14 protein-coding genes are annotated in these 16,070 nt (G+C 67.6%); 10 read left to right on the forward strand and 4 right to left on the reverse strand.

What is annotated here, in order from left to right; translation table 11 throughout:
- Positions 1 to 247 precede the first annotated feature (247 nt).
- The 3 genes from EJC77_RS20275 to EJC77_RS02635 all read left to right on the forward strand — a co-directional run bounded on the left by EJC77_RS20275 (position 248) and on the right by EJC77_RS02635 (position 2,794).
- Complete coding sequence (locus EJC77_RS20275) at positions 248 to 403, forward strand: hypothetical protein (protein WP_164520291.1); 156 nt, start codon at positions 248 to 250, stop codon at positions 401 to 403.
- Positions 404 to 522: 119 nt separating this feature from the next.
- Positions 523 to 1,194 carry a GntR family transcriptional regulator gene (locus EJC77_RS02630; RefSeq protein WP_125610032.1) on the forward strand — a complete coding sequence of 224 codons (672 nt, stop codon included), beginning with the start codon at positions 523 to 525 and terminating at the stop codon, positions 1,192 to 1,194.
- A 202-nt stretch (positions 1,195 to 1,396) separates the two neighbouring features.
- The gene (locus EJC77_RS02635; protein WP_125610033.1) at positions 1,397 to 2,794 is read left to right on the forward strand and encodes an MFS transporter; all 1,398 of its coding nucleotides are present in this window, start codon (positions 1,397 to 1,399) and stop codon (positions 2,792 to 2,794) included.
- Between the two features lie 159 nt (positions 2,795 to 2,953).
- Here EJC77_RS02635 and EJC77_RS21305 read toward each other — a convergent pair whose 3' ends face one another.
- On the reverse strand, positions 2,954 to 4,438 hold the full coding sequence (locus tag EJC77_RS21305; protein WP_125610034.1) for a PucR family transcriptional regulator: 1,485 nt from the start codon (positions 4,436 to 4,438) through the stop codon (positions 2,954 to 2,956).
- Between the two features lie 142 nt (positions 4,439 to 4,580).
- Here EJC77_RS21305 and EJC77_RS02645 point away from each other — a divergent pair, with 142 nt between their 5' ends.
- From EJC77_RS02645 to EJC77_RS02665, 5 genes are all read left to right on the forward strand, one after another.
- Positions 4,581 to 6,119, forward strand: a complete 1,539-nt coding sequence (locus EJC77_RS02645; RefSeq protein ID WP_125610035.1) for a purine-cytosine permease family protein — start codon at positions 4,581 to 4,583, stop codon at positions 6,117 to 6,119.
- 49 nt (positions 6,120 to 6,168) lie between these two features.
- Positions 6,169 to 6,972 (forward strand): creatininase, encoded by an 804-nt coding sequence (locus EJC77_RS02650; RefSeq protein WP_125610036.1) that lies wholly within the window; start codon positions 6,169 to 6,171, stop codon positions 6,970 to 6,972.
- A gap of 282 nt (positions 6,973 to 7,254) precedes the next feature.
- Positions 7,255 to 8,565: an MFS transporter gene (locus tag EJC77_RS02655; protein ID WP_125610037.1), complete on the forward strand. Its 1,311-nt coding sequence runs from the start codon at positions 7,255 to 7,257 to the stop codon at positions 8,563 to 8,565.
- 95 nt (positions 8,566 to 8,660) lie between these two features.
- Entirely contained in the window at positions 8,661 to 9,917 is a 1,257-nt protein-coding gene (locus tag EJC77_RS02660; RefSeq protein WP_125610038.1) for an aminopeptidase P family protein, read from the forward strand.
- 76 nt (positions 9,918 to 9,993) lie between these two features.
- Complete coding sequence (locus EJC77_RS02665) at positions 9,994 to 10,833, forward strand: IclR family transcriptional regulator (protein WP_125610039.1); 840 nt, start codon at positions 9,994 to 9,996, stop codon at positions 10,831 to 10,833.
- 30 nt (positions 10,834 to 10,863) lie between these two features.
- Here EJC77_RS02665 and EJC77_RS02670 read toward each other — a convergent pair whose 3' ends face one another.
- The gene (locus EJC77_RS02670; RefSeq protein ID WP_125610040.1) at positions 10,864 to 11,985 is read right to left on the reverse strand and encodes an LOG family protein; all 1,122 of its coding nucleotides are present in this window, start codon (positions 11,983 to 11,985) and stop codon (positions 10,864 to 10,866) included.
- Between the two features lie 174 nt (positions 11,986 to 12,159).
- On the opposite strand from EJC77_RS02670, the gene EJC77_RS02675 reads away from it, so the two are divergent.
- Positions 12,160 to 12,495: a DsrE family protein gene (locus tag EJC77_RS02675; protein ID WP_164520292.1), complete on the forward strand. Its 336-nt coding sequence runs from the start codon at positions 12,160 to 12,162 to the stop codon at positions 12,493 to 12,495.
- Between the two features lie 207 nt (positions 12,496 to 12,702).
- On the opposite strand, the gene sucD is transcribed toward EJC77_RS02675, so the two are convergent.
- Complete coding sequence (gene sucD, locus EJC77_RS02680; RefSeq protein ID WP_125610042.1) at positions 12,703 to 13,605, reverse strand: succinate--CoA ligase subunit alpha; 903 nt, start codon at positions 13,603 to 13,605, stop codon at positions 12,703 to 12,705.
- Positions 13,606 to 13,623: 18 nt separating this feature from the next.
- A complete protein-coding gene (sucC, locus tag EJC77_RS02685) occupies positions 13,624 to 14,793 on the reverse strand; it encodes an ADP-forming succinate--CoA ligase subunit beta (protein WP_125610043.1) in 1,170 nt (389 codons plus the stop codon).
- Positions 14,794 to 15,115: 322 nt separating this feature from the next.
- On the opposite strand from sucC, the gene EJC77_RS02690 reads away from it, so the two are divergent.
- Positions 15,116 to 16,069 carry a hypothetical protein gene (locus EJC77_RS02690; protein ID WP_125610044.1) on the forward strand — a complete coding sequence of 318 codons (954 nt, stop codon included), beginning with the start codon at positions 15,116 to 15,118 and terminating at the stop codon, positions 16,067 to 16,069.
- Position 16,070 lies beyond the last annotated feature (1 nt).

Here is a 16,070-nt window from a genome sequence, read left to right on the forward strand (position 1 = left end):
AGATGCAAGGACATTCAGACCACCGCTGAGCTCAGCACATCACGAGGATTGCGGCGAACCGGCTGTGCGGAAATCCGCGTTAGAGCATACTGAAATGGCCGGGATCCCACTGAACAAGGCGTGGGATCCCGGCCAGCTTTGCGCTCGAGGCCGGACCTATTCAGGAATGGATCGCACGCGTCAACCGAGACGCCATCATGTTGCCTTGGCCTCAGATGACCATGGTCGGGACGCGAGGTTGTGCGAGTTGACCGATCACCGGTTGTCGGCTCCCACGGACAAGGGCGCGAACGCCGGGGCCGCGGTCGCGGCCCTGGTGGTCGGAATGGTTGCCGACCACGCGGTATCCCTGGCCCTGGAGCATGTGACCAGTTTCGAGCGGACGGTCCGCGCCGTGCTCTAGGATGATCCACGGCAGGGAACCAAGCCGTCAGCGTATGGCCCGGATCGAATATAGGCTCGGCCAGACAAGGGGATGGTGCTGATACCGCCCGGCACATCAACGGAAGGGTTTGGGGTGCGATGCTTGACATACCGCTGGTCGGGAGGGCCGGAGGGGCGCATGAGTCACTGGCCGACGTGGCCTACCGCGTCATTGCGGACCGGGTGATCATGTTGGGCATCCGGCCCAACGAATCGGTGAATGAGTCACAGCTGTCCAAGGAAATGCAGATGGGACGCACACCCATCCGGGAAGCGTTGCGGCGCCTCGAAAGCGACCACCTGATCGTCTCCCACCCACGCAAGGGTGCCTTCGCGGCCCCGATCGACATTACGGATCTCATGGAGATCGCCCAGGTGCGCCAGTCCCTTGAACCGGTCGCAGCGGGCATGGCCGCGAAAGCGGCGGGCGCGGAAGCCGCGCGCACCTTTGAACACTACTCGGGCCTGATTAGGACGCTGGAGACCGCCACCGTCGACCAGGGCGACCTGATGCGATTGGACTTGGCGGTCCACCAGCTCATCTACCGCGCGGCCGGCAATCGACACCTGGAGGAGATCCTGGTCCGGTACGCCAACCTATCCACCCGCATCTGGTGCCTCATCCTGGAGCGCCGTCCGCTGGTCATCAAGCACATCCTGGAATTGGACGGCCTGATCGGCGCCATCTTGGCGAAGGATGCCGAGCGGGCCGCGGAGCTGATGGCCAACCACGTCCGCAGCTTCAACGCATTCGTCACCGGCACCCTCTGACCTGCCGGCGAAGCAGCCGGACAGTCGGTTGTCCCCGGCTGCCACGGCCCTCGACGCAACATCTTGACACGTGACGCAGGGCACTTTACGCTCTTGATATATCAACTGTTGCCAGCATGTCGACAATGAAGTCACGCTGGACCGAACGCGGTCTTGCCAACAGGCTCTGAGCCCGTTCCCCACGCAAGGTGAGAAGGATTTGATGAACATACACGTCGCCATAGATGAAGCGCGCTTCACGCGCTTCCACAAGAAACTCGTTGCCGCCTGCATGGGCGGCCCGATCCTGGACGGCTACATCCTGAGCATCATCGCCATTGCGCTGGTGGGCATATCGGCGGAGTTCCACACCACTGAACTCGAGACCAGCCTCATCGGCGCCTCGGCACTGGTCGGCATCTTCCTCGGAGCCGTCCTGCTGGGCCCGCTGACCGACCGCATCGGCCGCCAGCTGATGTACACCATTGACCTGTGGGCGCTGGTCATCGCCTCAGTGCTGCAATTCTTCGTCCAGGATTCCATGCAGCTGATCGTCCTTCGCCTGGTCGCCGGCCTGGCCATTGGCGCCGACTACCCCATCGCCAATTCGCTGCTGGCTGAGTGGCTTCCGCGCAAGCGTCGCGGCCAGATGCTCGGCGTCCTCCAGGTGGGCTGGTTCATTGGCGCGGCATTGGCGGCCCTGGTGGGATTCGCCATCTTTGAGCTGTTCGGTGCGGGTTCCTGGCGTTGGATGCTGCTCTCGTCGGCCGTGCTCGGAGCCATCGTGATGCTCGTGCGGCTCGGCACCCCCGAGTCGCCGCGGTGGCTGCTTCACCAGGGACGCACGAACGACGCCAAGCAGGCCCTCCGCGCCGCCCTGTCCGACCAGCTCAACGTCGACCACGTCGTCTTCGAGGCCGCCGACGCCACCGTCAAGGACAAGCCCAAGGTCGATCTGCGCATACTGCGGCGCAAGCCGTACCTCAAGCGCATCATTTTCTGCAGCAGCTTCTATGCGCTTCAGGTGGGACCGCTTTTCGCGATCTACACTTTTGGGCCCACCATACTGTCGTCGTTCGGACTCGGCGGTGGCAATCTGGCCAACATCGGTTCGGTCGTGATCGACCTCGTCTTCCTCGCCGGCTGCATCCCGGCGCTGAAACTGATCGAGACGTGGGGCCGCCGGCCGCTCATCATCTGGTGCTTCGCGCTCATGTCCATCCCCCTGTTCGTCCTGGGTTTCTTCCCGTCCGCACCCGTGGCGATCATCGTTGGCTGCTTCATGGCCTACGCCCTGTTCTCGGGCGGACCCAGCATCCTGGAGTGGGCGTACCCCAGCGAACTGTTCCCGACGCACATTCGCGCCAGCGCCGTCGGAATCACCACCGCTGTCAGCCGGATCAGCGCGGCGCTGGGGACCTTCGCAGTGCCGTTCGGACTGGCGTACTGGGGCATCGGCCCCACCATGATCGTTGCCGCCGTCATGACGGCCGTCGGGTTCCTGGTCTGCCTCTTCATGGCCGAGGAAACCAAGGGAATGACCCTGGCACAGGCCGGCGGCGAAGCGGAGCCCGAGCGCCACGGCACGGCCGACCTGTCGGCGGCGTCCGTGGACGCGTAGGGCTGGGACAGCCGCCCACGCACCGGGCAACTCTGCTCGCCATCGGCGCTGGGAGCCGCCGTGGTCGGTGGTCGAGCGAGCGGTGGTCGAGCTTGTCGAGATCTCGACGGGCTCGATCACCGCAGGCTCGGGTTTCGATGACAAGCTCAATCACCGGTCCTAGCGGCGCCGGTCCTCGGACAGGGCCGCCTTGACGGCCAGGTGGATGGTAAAAATGTTCCCGGACTCCCGCGGGTCCTCCCCCAACAGGTCGTGGATCTTGTTCAGCCGCTTGTGCATCGTTTGCCGTTCGATGTGCAGCGCGGCGGCCGTCGCCGTCGTGTTGCACCCGGATTCCAGCCAGCGCAGCAGCGTCTGTGCCAGCGAGGTCCGATGCTTCCGGTCCCACTGGAGCACATCGCCGACGGTCGCCTGGATATACGATTCCACGAACCCGCCGTCGGGCAACTCGTCCAGTATCCGCCGGCCCAGGAACTCCATGGCGTCGAGGACCTGGCCGGCCGCCGGTGCGCCGATCCGCATGACCTCGCGGGCCTCCACGAACGATCCGTGCGCCAGCAGGCCGTCCACCACGAACGGCCCGAAGGCCGCGCACACGGTGGAGCCCCGCACCCCATCGTGAGCGGCGCGGAGCAGCGCCGCACGCCCTGCCCGGGCGTGACCGGCCGTCAAGGCGAACAACACGGCCAGATCGCCGTCCCAACGATGCGTCTTGATGCCCGCACCCACGCCGCGCAGCGCCCGTTCGACGCCGGAGAAGTCCCCGTCCCGGCCCCTGGCCCGGAAAATCGCCACGACCGCCGGCCGCCCCCGCGGCAGTCCGGCCGCCTCCCACAACTCCTCCACCGCGGCCGGCGCCGCGTCCTCGATGATCGCCTGCACCAACCTGGTGTCCGCGACCTGCGCGGGGGACGGCTGGAAGGTTTGGGCCAGGGCCACCGCCAGGATCCCCGAGAGGCGGTCGGCCGCCACCTCCAGCCCGACCAGGTCCGTCACCGTCGACCTGAGCGTGAGTTCGGCGGCGAGCCGTCCGCCCACGATAATGCCGGACACGACCGGTTCGGCCGCGGGATCCGCCACGTCCCCTGCGTGCTCCACGTACAGTCCGTCCGTCGTCGTCAACAACACCTCGGCCGATAATCGGGCCGCTATCAGGTCAAGGATGGTCGGAAGGTGCGGGCCCAGGTCAGTGATCTGGCGGGCGATCCGGTGCGAGAGGTCGTCGGCGAGCAGGTGGGCCCTGGCCTGCTCGTTCACGATGAGCCGGTTCACCTCCTCGGCGATGTCCACGAACGGGGCAACCCGCCGCAGTTCGATCAGGGGCACGCCGGCGGCCTCCGCCGCCGCGATGATCCCGGCGGAGAGACCGTCCGGGACCCCTGCCGTCTCGAGCGCCAGGGCGGCGATGCCGCGCGCCCCGAGGCTGCGAACGTACGCGGTCTGCTCATCCGCGGGCAACGCGAGCAGCGCCTGCCCGCCGGACAAGAGCAGCTCGCCGCCCCGCAGCAGGGGCGCGATCTCCAGCACCTCGCTCGAATGCACCCAGCGAACGGCGCGCTGCGCCGTCCCGGACACGTCCGTGCGCAGCATGGGGTCGGCGGCCGCCATCGGCGGGGAGGCGAGGATGTCCGCCAGCGTGATCATGGGCAACCTCCAAGTATTGGGCGACAATATGTCCCGATTTGGAGCTTAAGTATAATCGAAACGTCCATAGGTTGTGCCGCAGATCACTTCTAAACTGGGTTGACCCCCTCTCCCCATCACAGAGTAGTGAATCGAGATCAGCATGAATCGGACCACATCACCGTCGCCGGAGAGCGCGACGGTCGAACTTGAGGATGTCCTCCAACCCATCCCCGAATCGGCGCGCACGACGAAGCTTTCCGGGCAATTCTGGATTTGGGCCGGCGCCAACGTGGCACCGATCAACTGGATCCTCGGCGCACTCGGCATCCAGCTCGGCCTTGGCCTGCAGGACACGCTCATCGTGCTCATCGGCGGCAATATGATCGGCATGATGGGCTTCGGGTTCTTCGTGCTCCTGGGCCAGAAGACGGGCGCCACCGGCATGCTCCTGGCGCGCGGGGCCTTCGGCCGCCGCGGCGCCTACCTGCCGGCGGCCATCCAGGCGACCATCGCCATCGGCTGGTCGGCCGTGAACACGTGGGTCATCCTGGACCTGGTGTTGGCCCTGTTCGGCCAGATCGGCTGGGTGGACCCGCACCACCGCAACATCGGGGTGCGCATCATCGTGGCCGCCGTGATCATGTCCGTCCAGGTCGCCATCTGCTACCGCGGCTACCACGCCATCTCCAAGTTCGAACGCATCACCATGCCGCCCACGGTGATCGTGCTGGTCGCCATGTCGGTCATCGCATGGACCCACCTGAACATCAACTGGGGCTACCAGGGTCCCCCCGGGGCCATCCTCGAGGGCCTGCCGCGCATTGCGGCCATGTCGTCGATCATGACCGTCATCGGCATCGGCTGGGGCATCGGCTGGTTCACGTACGCCCCGGACTACTCGCGCTTCGTCAGCCGCAAGATCAAGCCGGCCAAGCTCTACCTCGTCAGCGTCCTGGGCCAATTCGTGCCGGTGGTCTGGCTGGGCATCCTGGGTGCCAGCCTGGCCACGAAGAACGGCTCGGCCGACCCCGGAGAATTGATCGTCTCCAGCTTCGGCGTCCTGGCCGTCCCGGTGATCCTGCTCGTCATCCACGGCCCCATCGCCACCAACATCATCAACCTCTACACGTTCGGCGTCGCCTTCCAGGCCCTGGACATCAAGATCTCCCGCCGCAAACTCTCCATCATCGTCGGCATCCTGTCGATGTTCGCCGTCATCGGCTTCATGTTCGCGGAGGACTTCGCCATGCTCCTCGACTCGTGGCTGGGCGCGATCGTGGCCTGGGTGGCCACGTGGGGCGGCATCATGGCCGTGCATTACTTCGTCTTCGAACGCCGCCACAAGGACTTCTCGTACCTGTTCCTGAGCCCCAAGTCCACGATGCTGAAGTCCATCAACCCGGCCGCGTTCATCGCCTTCTTCGCCGGCATCGTCATGACGTGGATGTGCATGTACGGCGGGGTCCCGGCCCTGCAGGGCCCCATAGCCACGGCAATGGGCGGCATCGACTTCTCCTGGCTGGCCGGAACGGTCACCTCATCCGCCGTCTACTTCGCCCTCGGCTACCCGCGATTCCGCAAGCGCATCAAGGCCGGCGTGCCCCTGGGCATCCGCACCGACCTGCACGAGGATGCGGTGCTGGCCATGCACGGCGACGCCTGCGAGACCAAGAGCCCCGAGCCCGCCGCGGTCCCCTGACAGCCCCGCACCGACACCCGACACCACCCCGCCAATGGAGGCTTCCATCATGGACAACACCGTACTGCTCGAGGATCTGGACGCGTTCGCGTACCGTGAGGCCCTGGCCTCCGGGGAGGCCGTCGTGCTCATCCCGGTCGGGTCGCTTGAACAGCACGGCCCGCATCTTCCACTGGGGACGGACACGGCGCTGGCCTCCCGCATCGCCGTCGGCGTGGCGACCCGGCTGGGGGCGCTGGTCGCCCAGCCCATCGCCTATGGCTACAAGTCGCAGCAGAAGTCCGGCGGCGGCAACCACCTGCCGGGGACCACGAGCCTGGACGGCGCCTCACTCGTCGGCGTCACCCGGAACCTGGTCAAGTCATTCCTGGGCCAGGGCGTCCGGCACGTGGTGTTCATCAACGGCCACTACGAGAACTACCAGTTCCTGTACGAGGGAATCGACCTGGCCCTGGAAGAACTGGGCCTGGGGAGCGGATCGGACACCAGCGTCCTGCTGCTCTCGTACTGGGACTTTGTCAGCGCCGACACGCTCGCCCGGGTGTATCCGGCGGGATTCCCCGGCTGGGACATCGAGCACGGCGGCGTCCTGGAGACCTCCCTCATGTTGCACCTCGCCCCGGAGCGCGTGGCGATGGAGCGGGTCATCGACGGACCCGCCGCCGCGCTTCCGCGCTTCGACCGGCTCCCGGTGGTGCCGGGGCGGACGCCGCCGTCCGGCTGCCTGTCCTCCGCCGCCGGGTCCGACGCCGCCAAGGGACGGTTGCTGTACGAGCAGGTGGTCGGGGACCTGGTCGAGGACCTGGCTACCGAACTGTGGGTGGCGCCCATGGGGCTGGCCGTACCTGCCTAGGGATGCCGTGCGGCCGCAACTTTGGTCAACACGGATGCAGTGAGCGCAACACTGATCGGACATCGCCACCTACGGCGACACCTGGGCCGTTCTTCATTCACCGATGCCCTAAACCAACCTGAAACCAGGAGAAGGTCTTGACAGTGTCACGCGTCACACATACTCTGGTGCAACAGCGTTGCGTTGAACGCAACCCATAACTCTTTGGTGGTACTCATGACTAATGGAACTCCCTCGGATGCTATCCATACGCGCACATCCCCTGCAGTGCAGCAGACGACGATGAGCGGGCAGCCACGCCCCAACGACGGGGCGGGACTGGGCGCAGGCACCCGCCGCAGGGTCATCATGGCCAGCTTCATCGGCAACTTCGTGGAATGGTTCGACTACGCCGTCTACGGTTACCTCGCCGCGACCATCGCCGGCGCATTCTTCCCGACGCAGGACAAGCAGACCGGGCTGCTGCTGACCTTCGGCGTCTTCGCCATCTCCTTCTTTGTCCGCCCCCTCGGTGGCTTCGTGTGGGGACAGATCGGGGACAAGCTGGGCCGCAAGAACGCCCTGTCCCTGTCCATCCTGATCATGTCCGCCGCGACGTTCGCCATCGCCCTGATCCCCGGCTACAACACCATCGGGATCTGGGCGCCGATCATGCTCCTGCTGGTCCGTGTGGTCCAGGGATTCTCGGCCGCCGGCGAGTACGCCGGAGCCTCCGCCTTCCTGGTGGAGTACGCCCCGGCCAATCGGCGTGGACTCTATGCCGCCGTCGTGCCCGCCAGCACCGCGGCGGGACTGCTGCTCGGTTCCCTGCTGGCCGCGGTCCTCTCCATGGTCTTGTCCCCGGACCAGATGAACGCGTGGGGTTGGCGGTTGCCGTTCCTGCTGGCCGCTCCGATGGGCCTGATCGGACGGTACATCCGGACGAAGCTCGAGGACACCCCGGCGTTCCGCGCCCTGACGGAGGAGGACAAGGCCATCAAGACCCCCGTCGCCGCACTGTTCAAGAACCACTGGCGGCCGCTGCTGCTGGCCGTGGGCGCGGTCCTGCTCAATGCCGTGGGGTTCTACGTGATCCTCAGCTACATGCCCACCTACCTCAGCCAGGAGCTCGGATTCGGGGCCACGGAGTCGTTCCTGGCCACCACCATCGCCCTGCTGACGTACATCGGTTTCATCTTCCTCACCGGCCTGGCCTCGGACCGGTTCGGCCGCAAGAAGGTGCTGATCTCTGCCTCCGTGCTGTTCGTCCTGCTGACGGTTCCCGCCTTCATGCTGCTGGACACCGGAAGCTTCGCGGTGATCCTGGTGGTCCAGATCCTGCTCGGCGGCATGCTCACGCTCAACGACGGCACCCTGCCCAGCTTCCTGGCCGAACTCTTCCCCACCCGGGTCCGCTACAGCGGCTTTGCCGTCAGCTTCAACCTCTCGAATGCACTCTTCGGCGGCACCGCACCCTTCGTGGCCACCCTGCTGATCGCCCTGTCCGGGTCCAAGCTGGCCCCGGGTTGGTACCTCATGGCCGCCGCGGCAATCTCCCTCATCGCCGTTCTGTTCGCGCGGGAAACCTCCAAGGACCCGCTGCGCGCCCACTGATCCCAGGCGGCTCCCGCCCGGCCGCCCCCACCGACTCCCGCTGTCCCCAGCGGGCCGATCCAAACAGTAATCGCTAGAAACAAAAGGAGTCACCCGTGACTGTCACCTCTTCCTCCCCCGCCTCCGCCGTCTCCGAGCTGGAGCGCCTGAAAGTCCTGCACAACGGAGAAAAGGTGTCCCTGACGTTCTCCGATGCCGAGTTCGAGCGCCGCCTGGCCGGGTTGCGCCTGATCATGGCGGAGAAGGACCTCGACGCCGTGGTGCTGACCAGCTACCACTCCATCAAGTACTACTCGGACTTCCTGTTCACCTACTTCGGCCGCTCCTACGCCATGGTGGTCACCAAGGACGACACCGTCACCGTCACCGCGAACATCGACGCCGGCATGCCGTGGCGCCGCAGCTACGGCGAGAACCTGGTCTACACCGACTGGCGCCGGGACAACTACATCCACGCCATCCAGGAATCCCTGCGCACCCGCGGCATCAGCGTCCGCCGCCTCGGCGTCGAGGACGACTCGCTGCCCACGGACAACCGCAACAAGATCCAGGCCGCCTTCCCGGGCGCCACGCTGGTGGATGTGGCCCAGGCCGCCATGCGCCAGCGCATGATCAAATCCGCCGAGGAGATCGCCGTGATCAAGCACGGCGCCCGCATCGGCGACCTCGGCGGCGAGGCCATCCGCAACGCCATCACCGCCGGCATCACCGAATACGAGGTGGCCCTCATCGGCACCGAGGCCATGGTGCACGAGATCGCCCGCACTTTCCCGAACTCGGAGATCCGCGACACCTGGGTCTGGTTCCAGTCCGGCATCAACACCGACGGCGCGCACAACTGGGCCACCACCCGCAAAATCCAGGAACACGACATCCTCTCGCTGAACTGCTTCCCGATGACCAGCGGCTACTACACGGCCCTGGAGCGGACGCTCTTCTACGGCGAACCCGATGCCCGCTCGCTGGAACTGTGGAACATCAACGTCGAGGTGCACAAGCGCGGCCTGGAACTGATCAAGCCCGGCGCCGTCTGCAAGGACATCGCCGCCGAATTGAACGAGATCTACGTGGCCAAGGGCCTGCTGGCCAACCGCACGTTCGGCTACGGCCACTCCTTCGGCGTCCTCTCCCACTACTACGGCCGCGAGGCGGGCCTGGAACTGCGCGAGGACATCGACACCGTCCTGGAGCCCGGCATGGTCGTCTCCATGGAGCCCATGATCACCGTCCTGGACGGCCAGCCGGGCGCCGGCGGCTACCGCGAGCACGACATCCTCGTCGTGGGCGAGGAGGGTGCGGAGAACATCACGAAGTTCCCGTTCGGCCCGGAGCACAACATCATCGGCGCCTGAACATCATCATGGATGAGCGGCCGGCAGCGCTTCTTGGCGCCGCCGGCCGCCGCCATGCGGAATCATGGAGGGCATGATGACTCCCCCCGCCAAGCCCGCGTCCGACCCCAAATCCGAGCCCAAATCCGAGTCCAGGGACAAGACCGCCGATTCCCGCGGCGCGTCGGTGCTGGAGAACGCCGTGGCCGTGCTCCGCAGCTTCTCCGCCGCCGAGCCGATGCTGGGCGTGACCGACATCGCCACCCGGATCGGCCTGCACAAGAGCACCGTCTCGCGCATCCTGGCCACCTTGGAACAGGAAGAGCTCGTGGAACGCGACCCGGACACGCGCCGGTTCCACCTGGGCCTGGGCATCATCGCCGTGGCGGGCCCGTTGCTCGCCGAGCTGGAGGAGCGCCGCGTGGCGTACCCGGTGCTGCGCCAGCTGACCGAGCGGACCGGCGAGACCAGTTCCCTCATGGTCTGGAACGGCCGGGAGTCGATGTGCGTGGAGCAGATCGCCAGCCCGCAGCAGGTCAAGCACACCACGCCGCTGGGCGCCCGCTACCACGACGCCATGAGCGCCTCCGTGCAGGTCTTCCTGGCCGCGGAGGACGAGGACCGCGTGAAATCGCTGCTGGCCGGGGGCGACATCACGTATCCCGGCCTGGACGCCGTGGAGCTGGAGGCCTATCTGGCACGGCTGGCGGAGGTGGCCCGCCGCGGTTACGCCACCAACTACGGGGAGTCGGCCATCGACGAGGTGGGCGTCGCGGCGTTGGTCCACGACCACCGCGGCAATCCCGTGGCCGCCGTGTTGATCCCGGCGCCGCGCTTCCGGGTCTCGCCCGAACGGCTGCAGCTCCTCGGCGAGGCGTGTGCGGCCGCCGCGGCACACGTCACCACCCGGTTGGGAGGCACGACGCCGGTCCGCTGAGTCGCGCCGTCGGCCGCCTCACGTTTCGCGTCACCGGGCGAGGACGGCAACGGCCTCCGCCACCGTGTCGACGACGTGCACGTGGGCGGCCATCGCGCGCCCGCCGGCCAGCGACGCAAGCAACGGCCGCACCGGCAGCACGTCCTGCCAGTACGCGCTGCCGACGAGCACCATGGGCGCCACGGCCTCGGCCGCGGCGTAGTAGTTCTCGCAGGCATCCTGGAAAATCTCCTGCACCGTCCCGGCGGCCCCGGGCAGGAACACGATGCCGCCGGTGGAGCGCGCCAGCAGCACGGCCTCCCGGATCGCATTGGCGAAGTACTTGGCAATGCGCGTGGCGAACAGGTTCGGCGGTTCATGCCCGTAGAACCAGGTCGGGATGCCCAGGCTGTCGGCGCCGGCCGGGAACTGCGCCAGGACGGCGGCGGCCGACCGCGCCCACCCGGTGATCGAGGGCCGGAAGCCGGGGACGGCACCCAGCGTGCGCAGCGCACCCGCCAACGCGTCGTCGTCGTACGTCGACAGGTAGGCACCCAGGTTCGCGGCCTCCATGGCGCCCGGCCCGCCGCCGGTGGCGACGACGAACCCGGCCGCGGCCAACGCCCGGCCCAACCCGGCGGCCTGCGCATACCCCGTGCTCCCCCGCGCCGACTGGTGCCCACCCATGACCCCGACGACGCCGGCGCCGGCGAGGGCGGCCAGCGTCTCGTCGAGGGCGTCGGAGATGGCGTGGTCATGCATGGCCGTGGCGAGCGTGGAGTGCAGCATCCGGCCCGCCCCGGCCTGCAGCGACCATTGGTAGATGCGCGCGTCCGGCGTCGACTCGTACTCCCCCGCCGCGATCCCGGCATACAGTTCGGCACCCGTGTACAGGTGGCCGCGGTAGGCGTTGAACGGGATGTCCGGCAGCTGCGGGAACAGCAGGGCCCCGCGCGAGCGCAACCGCCCTTCCATGCCCGGGGCGAACGTGCAGCCCATGAAAATGGCGCCGGAGGCGTGCAGCCGGACCAGTTCGGTGGAGCGTCCGCGCAGGTCCACGGACTGCAGGTGCCAGCCGTGCATGGACGTGGCACCGGCCGCCACCAGCGCGTCAAAGCGCTCCAGGTCGTCGACGTCCACGGTGCGCGTCCGGGGGACGCGTGGTGCATTCATGCCGCCAGCCTAACGGGGGCCGGTGCATGGTGTGGCCGACCGCGCGCAGCGCCCTCGGGCACACCGGTCAGGATGTCGGCAATGCGGCCCCGCACCGCGTAGCGTTCAACAATGGAAAGCGAAGCTTTTCCCAACCACGCTACGATCAGCCCACGAAGCCAAGGAGGCGGTGCAATGCCGTACCGAACGGTCATCCACATCAACGAGGCGGCACCGGAGAAACACGCGGCGGTACTCCGCAATGCCCTGAACCTGATCACCGCCCTGGGTCCGGAGACGGCCGTGGAACTGGTGACCCATGGTCCCGGGATCGCCTTGGCCGCCGGAACAGCGAGCCCTGAACTGAAGACCTTGATCGACCGGGGAGTGGTGGTGTGCGTCTGCCAAAACAGCCTCGCCGCCCAAAACCTCACTGCCGACGATGTCCTGCCGGAGGCCCGGATCGTCGCCTCCGGCGTGGCCCACCTGGTCACCCGCCAAGCCGAGGGCTGGGCCTACCTTCGCCCGTAGGACCGGGCCTCGGCCGGGGTGCTGTTGATTTCCCCGACGCCGGGCTCGCAGCGGCCGGACCGTGGCCGCCGGCTGACCCCGGAAACACGACTGCGGCCCGTGCCCTTCCCGCTGGGAAAGGGCACGGGCCGCAGTCGTTGGTCTCGACAAGCTCGACCAGCGGTGATTGAGCTTGTCGAAATCACCAAGGTCTCGCTCCCGTTGGCGCTATAGGGCGGCGATGACCTCGCGCAGCAGGGCGGCGGTCTCGGACGGCGTCTTGCCGACCTTCACGCCGGCGGCCTCGAGGGCCTCCTTCTTGGCCTGTGCGGTACCGGCGGAGCCGGAGACGATGGCGCCTGCGTGGCCCATGGTCTTGCCCTCCGGGGCGGTGAAGCCGGCCACGTAGCCGACGACCGGCTTGGTGACGTTGGCCTTGATGAACTCGGCGGCGCGTTCCTCGGCGTCGCCGCCGATCTCGCCGATCATCACGATCGCCTTCGTCTCCGGGTCGGCCTCGAAGGCGGCCAGGGCGTCAATGTGCGTGGTGCCGATGACGGGGTCGCCGCCGATGCCGATGGCGGTGGAGAAGCCCAGGTCGCGCAGCTCGTACATCATCTGGTAGGTCAGCGTGCCGGACTTGGAGACGAGCCCGATCGGGCCCTTGCCGGTGATGTTGTTCGGCGTGATGCCCACCAGCGACTCGCCGGGGGTGATGATGCCGGGGCAGTTCGGGCCGATGATGCGGGTGACCTGCTTGCCCTCGGCGTCGACCTTGGACTGGGCCAGGGCCCAGAATTCGGCCGAGTCCTGCACCGGCACGCCCTCGGTGATGACGACGACGAGCGGCACCTCGGCCTCGATGGCCTCGACGACGGCGTCCTTCGTGAAGGCCGGCGGCACGAACACGATCGAGACGTCGGCGCCGGTCTCGGCGACGGCCTCCTTCACGGTGCCGAACACGGGCAGCTCAACAGGGCCGTGCTTGACGGTGGTGCCGGCCTTGCGGGCGTTCACGCCGCCGACAACCTGGGTGCCGGCCTTGAGCATGAGGGCGGTGTGCTTGGTGCCCTCGCCGCCGGTGATGCCCTGGACGATGACCTTGGAGTCCTTGTTCAAGAAGATAGACATGTGTTTTTCCTTAGACGATCAGCGAGCGGCGTTGGCGAGCTCGGCGGCCTTGTCGGCGCCCTCGTCCATCGTGGCGGCCAGGGTGACCAACGGGTGGTTGGCCTCGTTGAGGATGCGGCGGCCTTCCTCGACGTTGTTGCCGTCGAGGCGCACGACCAGCGGCTTGTTCGCGGCGGAGCCGAGCTCGGCCAGCGCACCGACGATGCCCTTGGCGACGGCGTCGCAGGCGGTGATGCCGCCGAAGACGTTCACGAACACGGCCTTGACCTGCGGATCGTTGAGGATGACGTCCAGGCCGGCGGCCATGACCTCGGCGGACGCACCGCCGCCGATGTCCAGGAAGTTGGCGGGCTTGACGCCACCGTGGTTCTGGCCGGCGTAGGCGACGACGTCGAGCGTGGACATGACGAGTCCGGCGCCGTTGCCGATGATGCCGACCTCGCCGTCGAGCTTGACGTAGTTCAGGTCGTTCGCCTTGGCCTTGGCCTCCAGCGGGTCGGCCGCCGCGGCATCCTCGAGGTCCTCGTGGTGCGGGTGGCGGAAGCCGGCGTTCTCGTCGAGGGAAACCTTGCCGTCCAGGGCCACGATGTCACCGGCGCCGGTGCGCACCAGCGGGTTGACCTCGACCAGGGTGGCGTCTTCCTTGGCGAAGACGTCCCACAGCTTGATGATGGTGGCGGCCACGTCGGCGCGCAGTTCCTCGGCGAAGCCGGCGGTGGCGACGATCTCGGCGGCCTTGGCGGCGTCGATGCCGACGGCGGGGTCAACGGCCACCTTGGCCAGGGCCTCGGGGCGCTCCACGGCCAGCTCTTCGATCTCCATGCCGCCCTCGACCGAGCACATGGCCAGGTAGTTGCGGTTGGCGCGGTCCAGCAGGACGGAGAAGTAGAACTCCTCGGCGATGTCCGCACCCGCGGCGATCATGACCTTGTTGACCGTGTGGCCCTTGATGTCCATGCCAAGGATGGCGGTCGCGTGCTCGAACGCCTCGTCGGCGGTCTTGGCTACCTTGACGCCACCGGCCTTGCCGCGGCCACCGACCTTCACCTGTGCCTTGACGACGGTCACGCCGCCGATCTTTTCGGCTGCTGCCTTTGCTTCTTCAGGAGTGTACGCCACGATGCCGGCCAGCACGGGAACGCCGTGCGCCTCAAACATGTCGCGTGCCTGGTATTCAAACAGGTCCACGGGTTTGTGTCCTTCTACGTCGAAGTAGTGTTCGGTGCAGTCTTGCGACCACGGAGCACCCGATGCGCCCGACCCTTCGGCAAAGCGGACCAGTGCCCCAAAATGGAACTTTAGTCCAGCGGACCTCGGCCCGGTTACAGACTACCGGTTTAGTGATGAAGCACATATTTGCCTTGCACACCCCGGGTGTCGGTGGTATTTCAGCCGCTCGGAGCAACCGTTGCCAGCACGGTCGGGGGCGCGCATACTGAACCTGACCGGCGTCCACAGCCAGTTCCGACGGTGCAGGGCGTGAACGCGCGGCGCCGAGGGGAGGCCCTCAGTGGGACGAAGGCGGAGTCTGCTGCACGGGCGATCAACAGCGGTCGTCGGCCTCGCCGCGCTCGCACTGGCCATGGTTGCCGGGTGCGTCGCGACGCCCACCGGCCCCGGGGCTCAAACCACCAATTCCCCGTCCTCCGCCGCGGCGCAGTCGCCGTCATCCATCGCTGCCGGCACCCCGGACGCGGGCCCCGCAATCAATCCGCCGGGTCCGCCCGAGCCGGGCGGCGCCGCGGCCGGCACCGGCGCCAACCCGCTGGCCTGGGTTCCCCCCGGCCCGGCCGACCCACTGGACCCCCCTCCGAACGGCTGGTACGCACGGCTCGTCGCCAAGGAGTGCGACCAGATGCCCGGCAGCGACCCCCTGGTGACGGCCGCGCATGACCTGTGCACGGCCGTCACCACGGGCGAGCCGTCCGCGTGGGCCCGGGCGGACGCCGGCTACCGGGCGCTGCCCCAGCCGGCACCGCCGGACTGCCTCGAGGCCGCGACGTACCGGGTCCTTGCCAGCCTCCTGACGTACCATGCCGCCCATCCGGGAGCACCCGTCGAGACGGTACCCGGCGCCGGAACGGCCTGCCCGATATTGCTGGCGGGGGTCACAGACCAGGACGGTGACGCCACGGACTTCCATCCCCACGTTCCGGCGGAGGGCGGCACGGTGCTGCGATTGATGGGTCGCTTCACCGAGGTGGCGGCCGTGCTCGTCAACGGGCAGCGGGTATCCGTCAGCAAGCTGTCTGAAAATCATTTCGACTTCACCGCCCCACCCGCCCTGCAACCGGGCCCCGCGACCGTCCAGGCCGTGGGACCGGACGGGAGCACCTTCCCCGGCAGCGCCGAATTCACCTACGACCCGCCCACCGGCACCGTGACACCATCGGCAACCCAACCGCCGTCGCCCGCCCCTTCGTCGACGGGCGCTCCCCCGGCAGCGGAAACCACGAGCCCCTAGG

It is taken from the genome of Specibacter cremeus (assembly GCF_003946885.1).
Taxonomy (GTDB): domain Bacteria; phylum Actinomycetota; class Actinomycetes; order Actinomycetales; family Micrococcaceae; genus Specibacter; species Specibacter cremeus.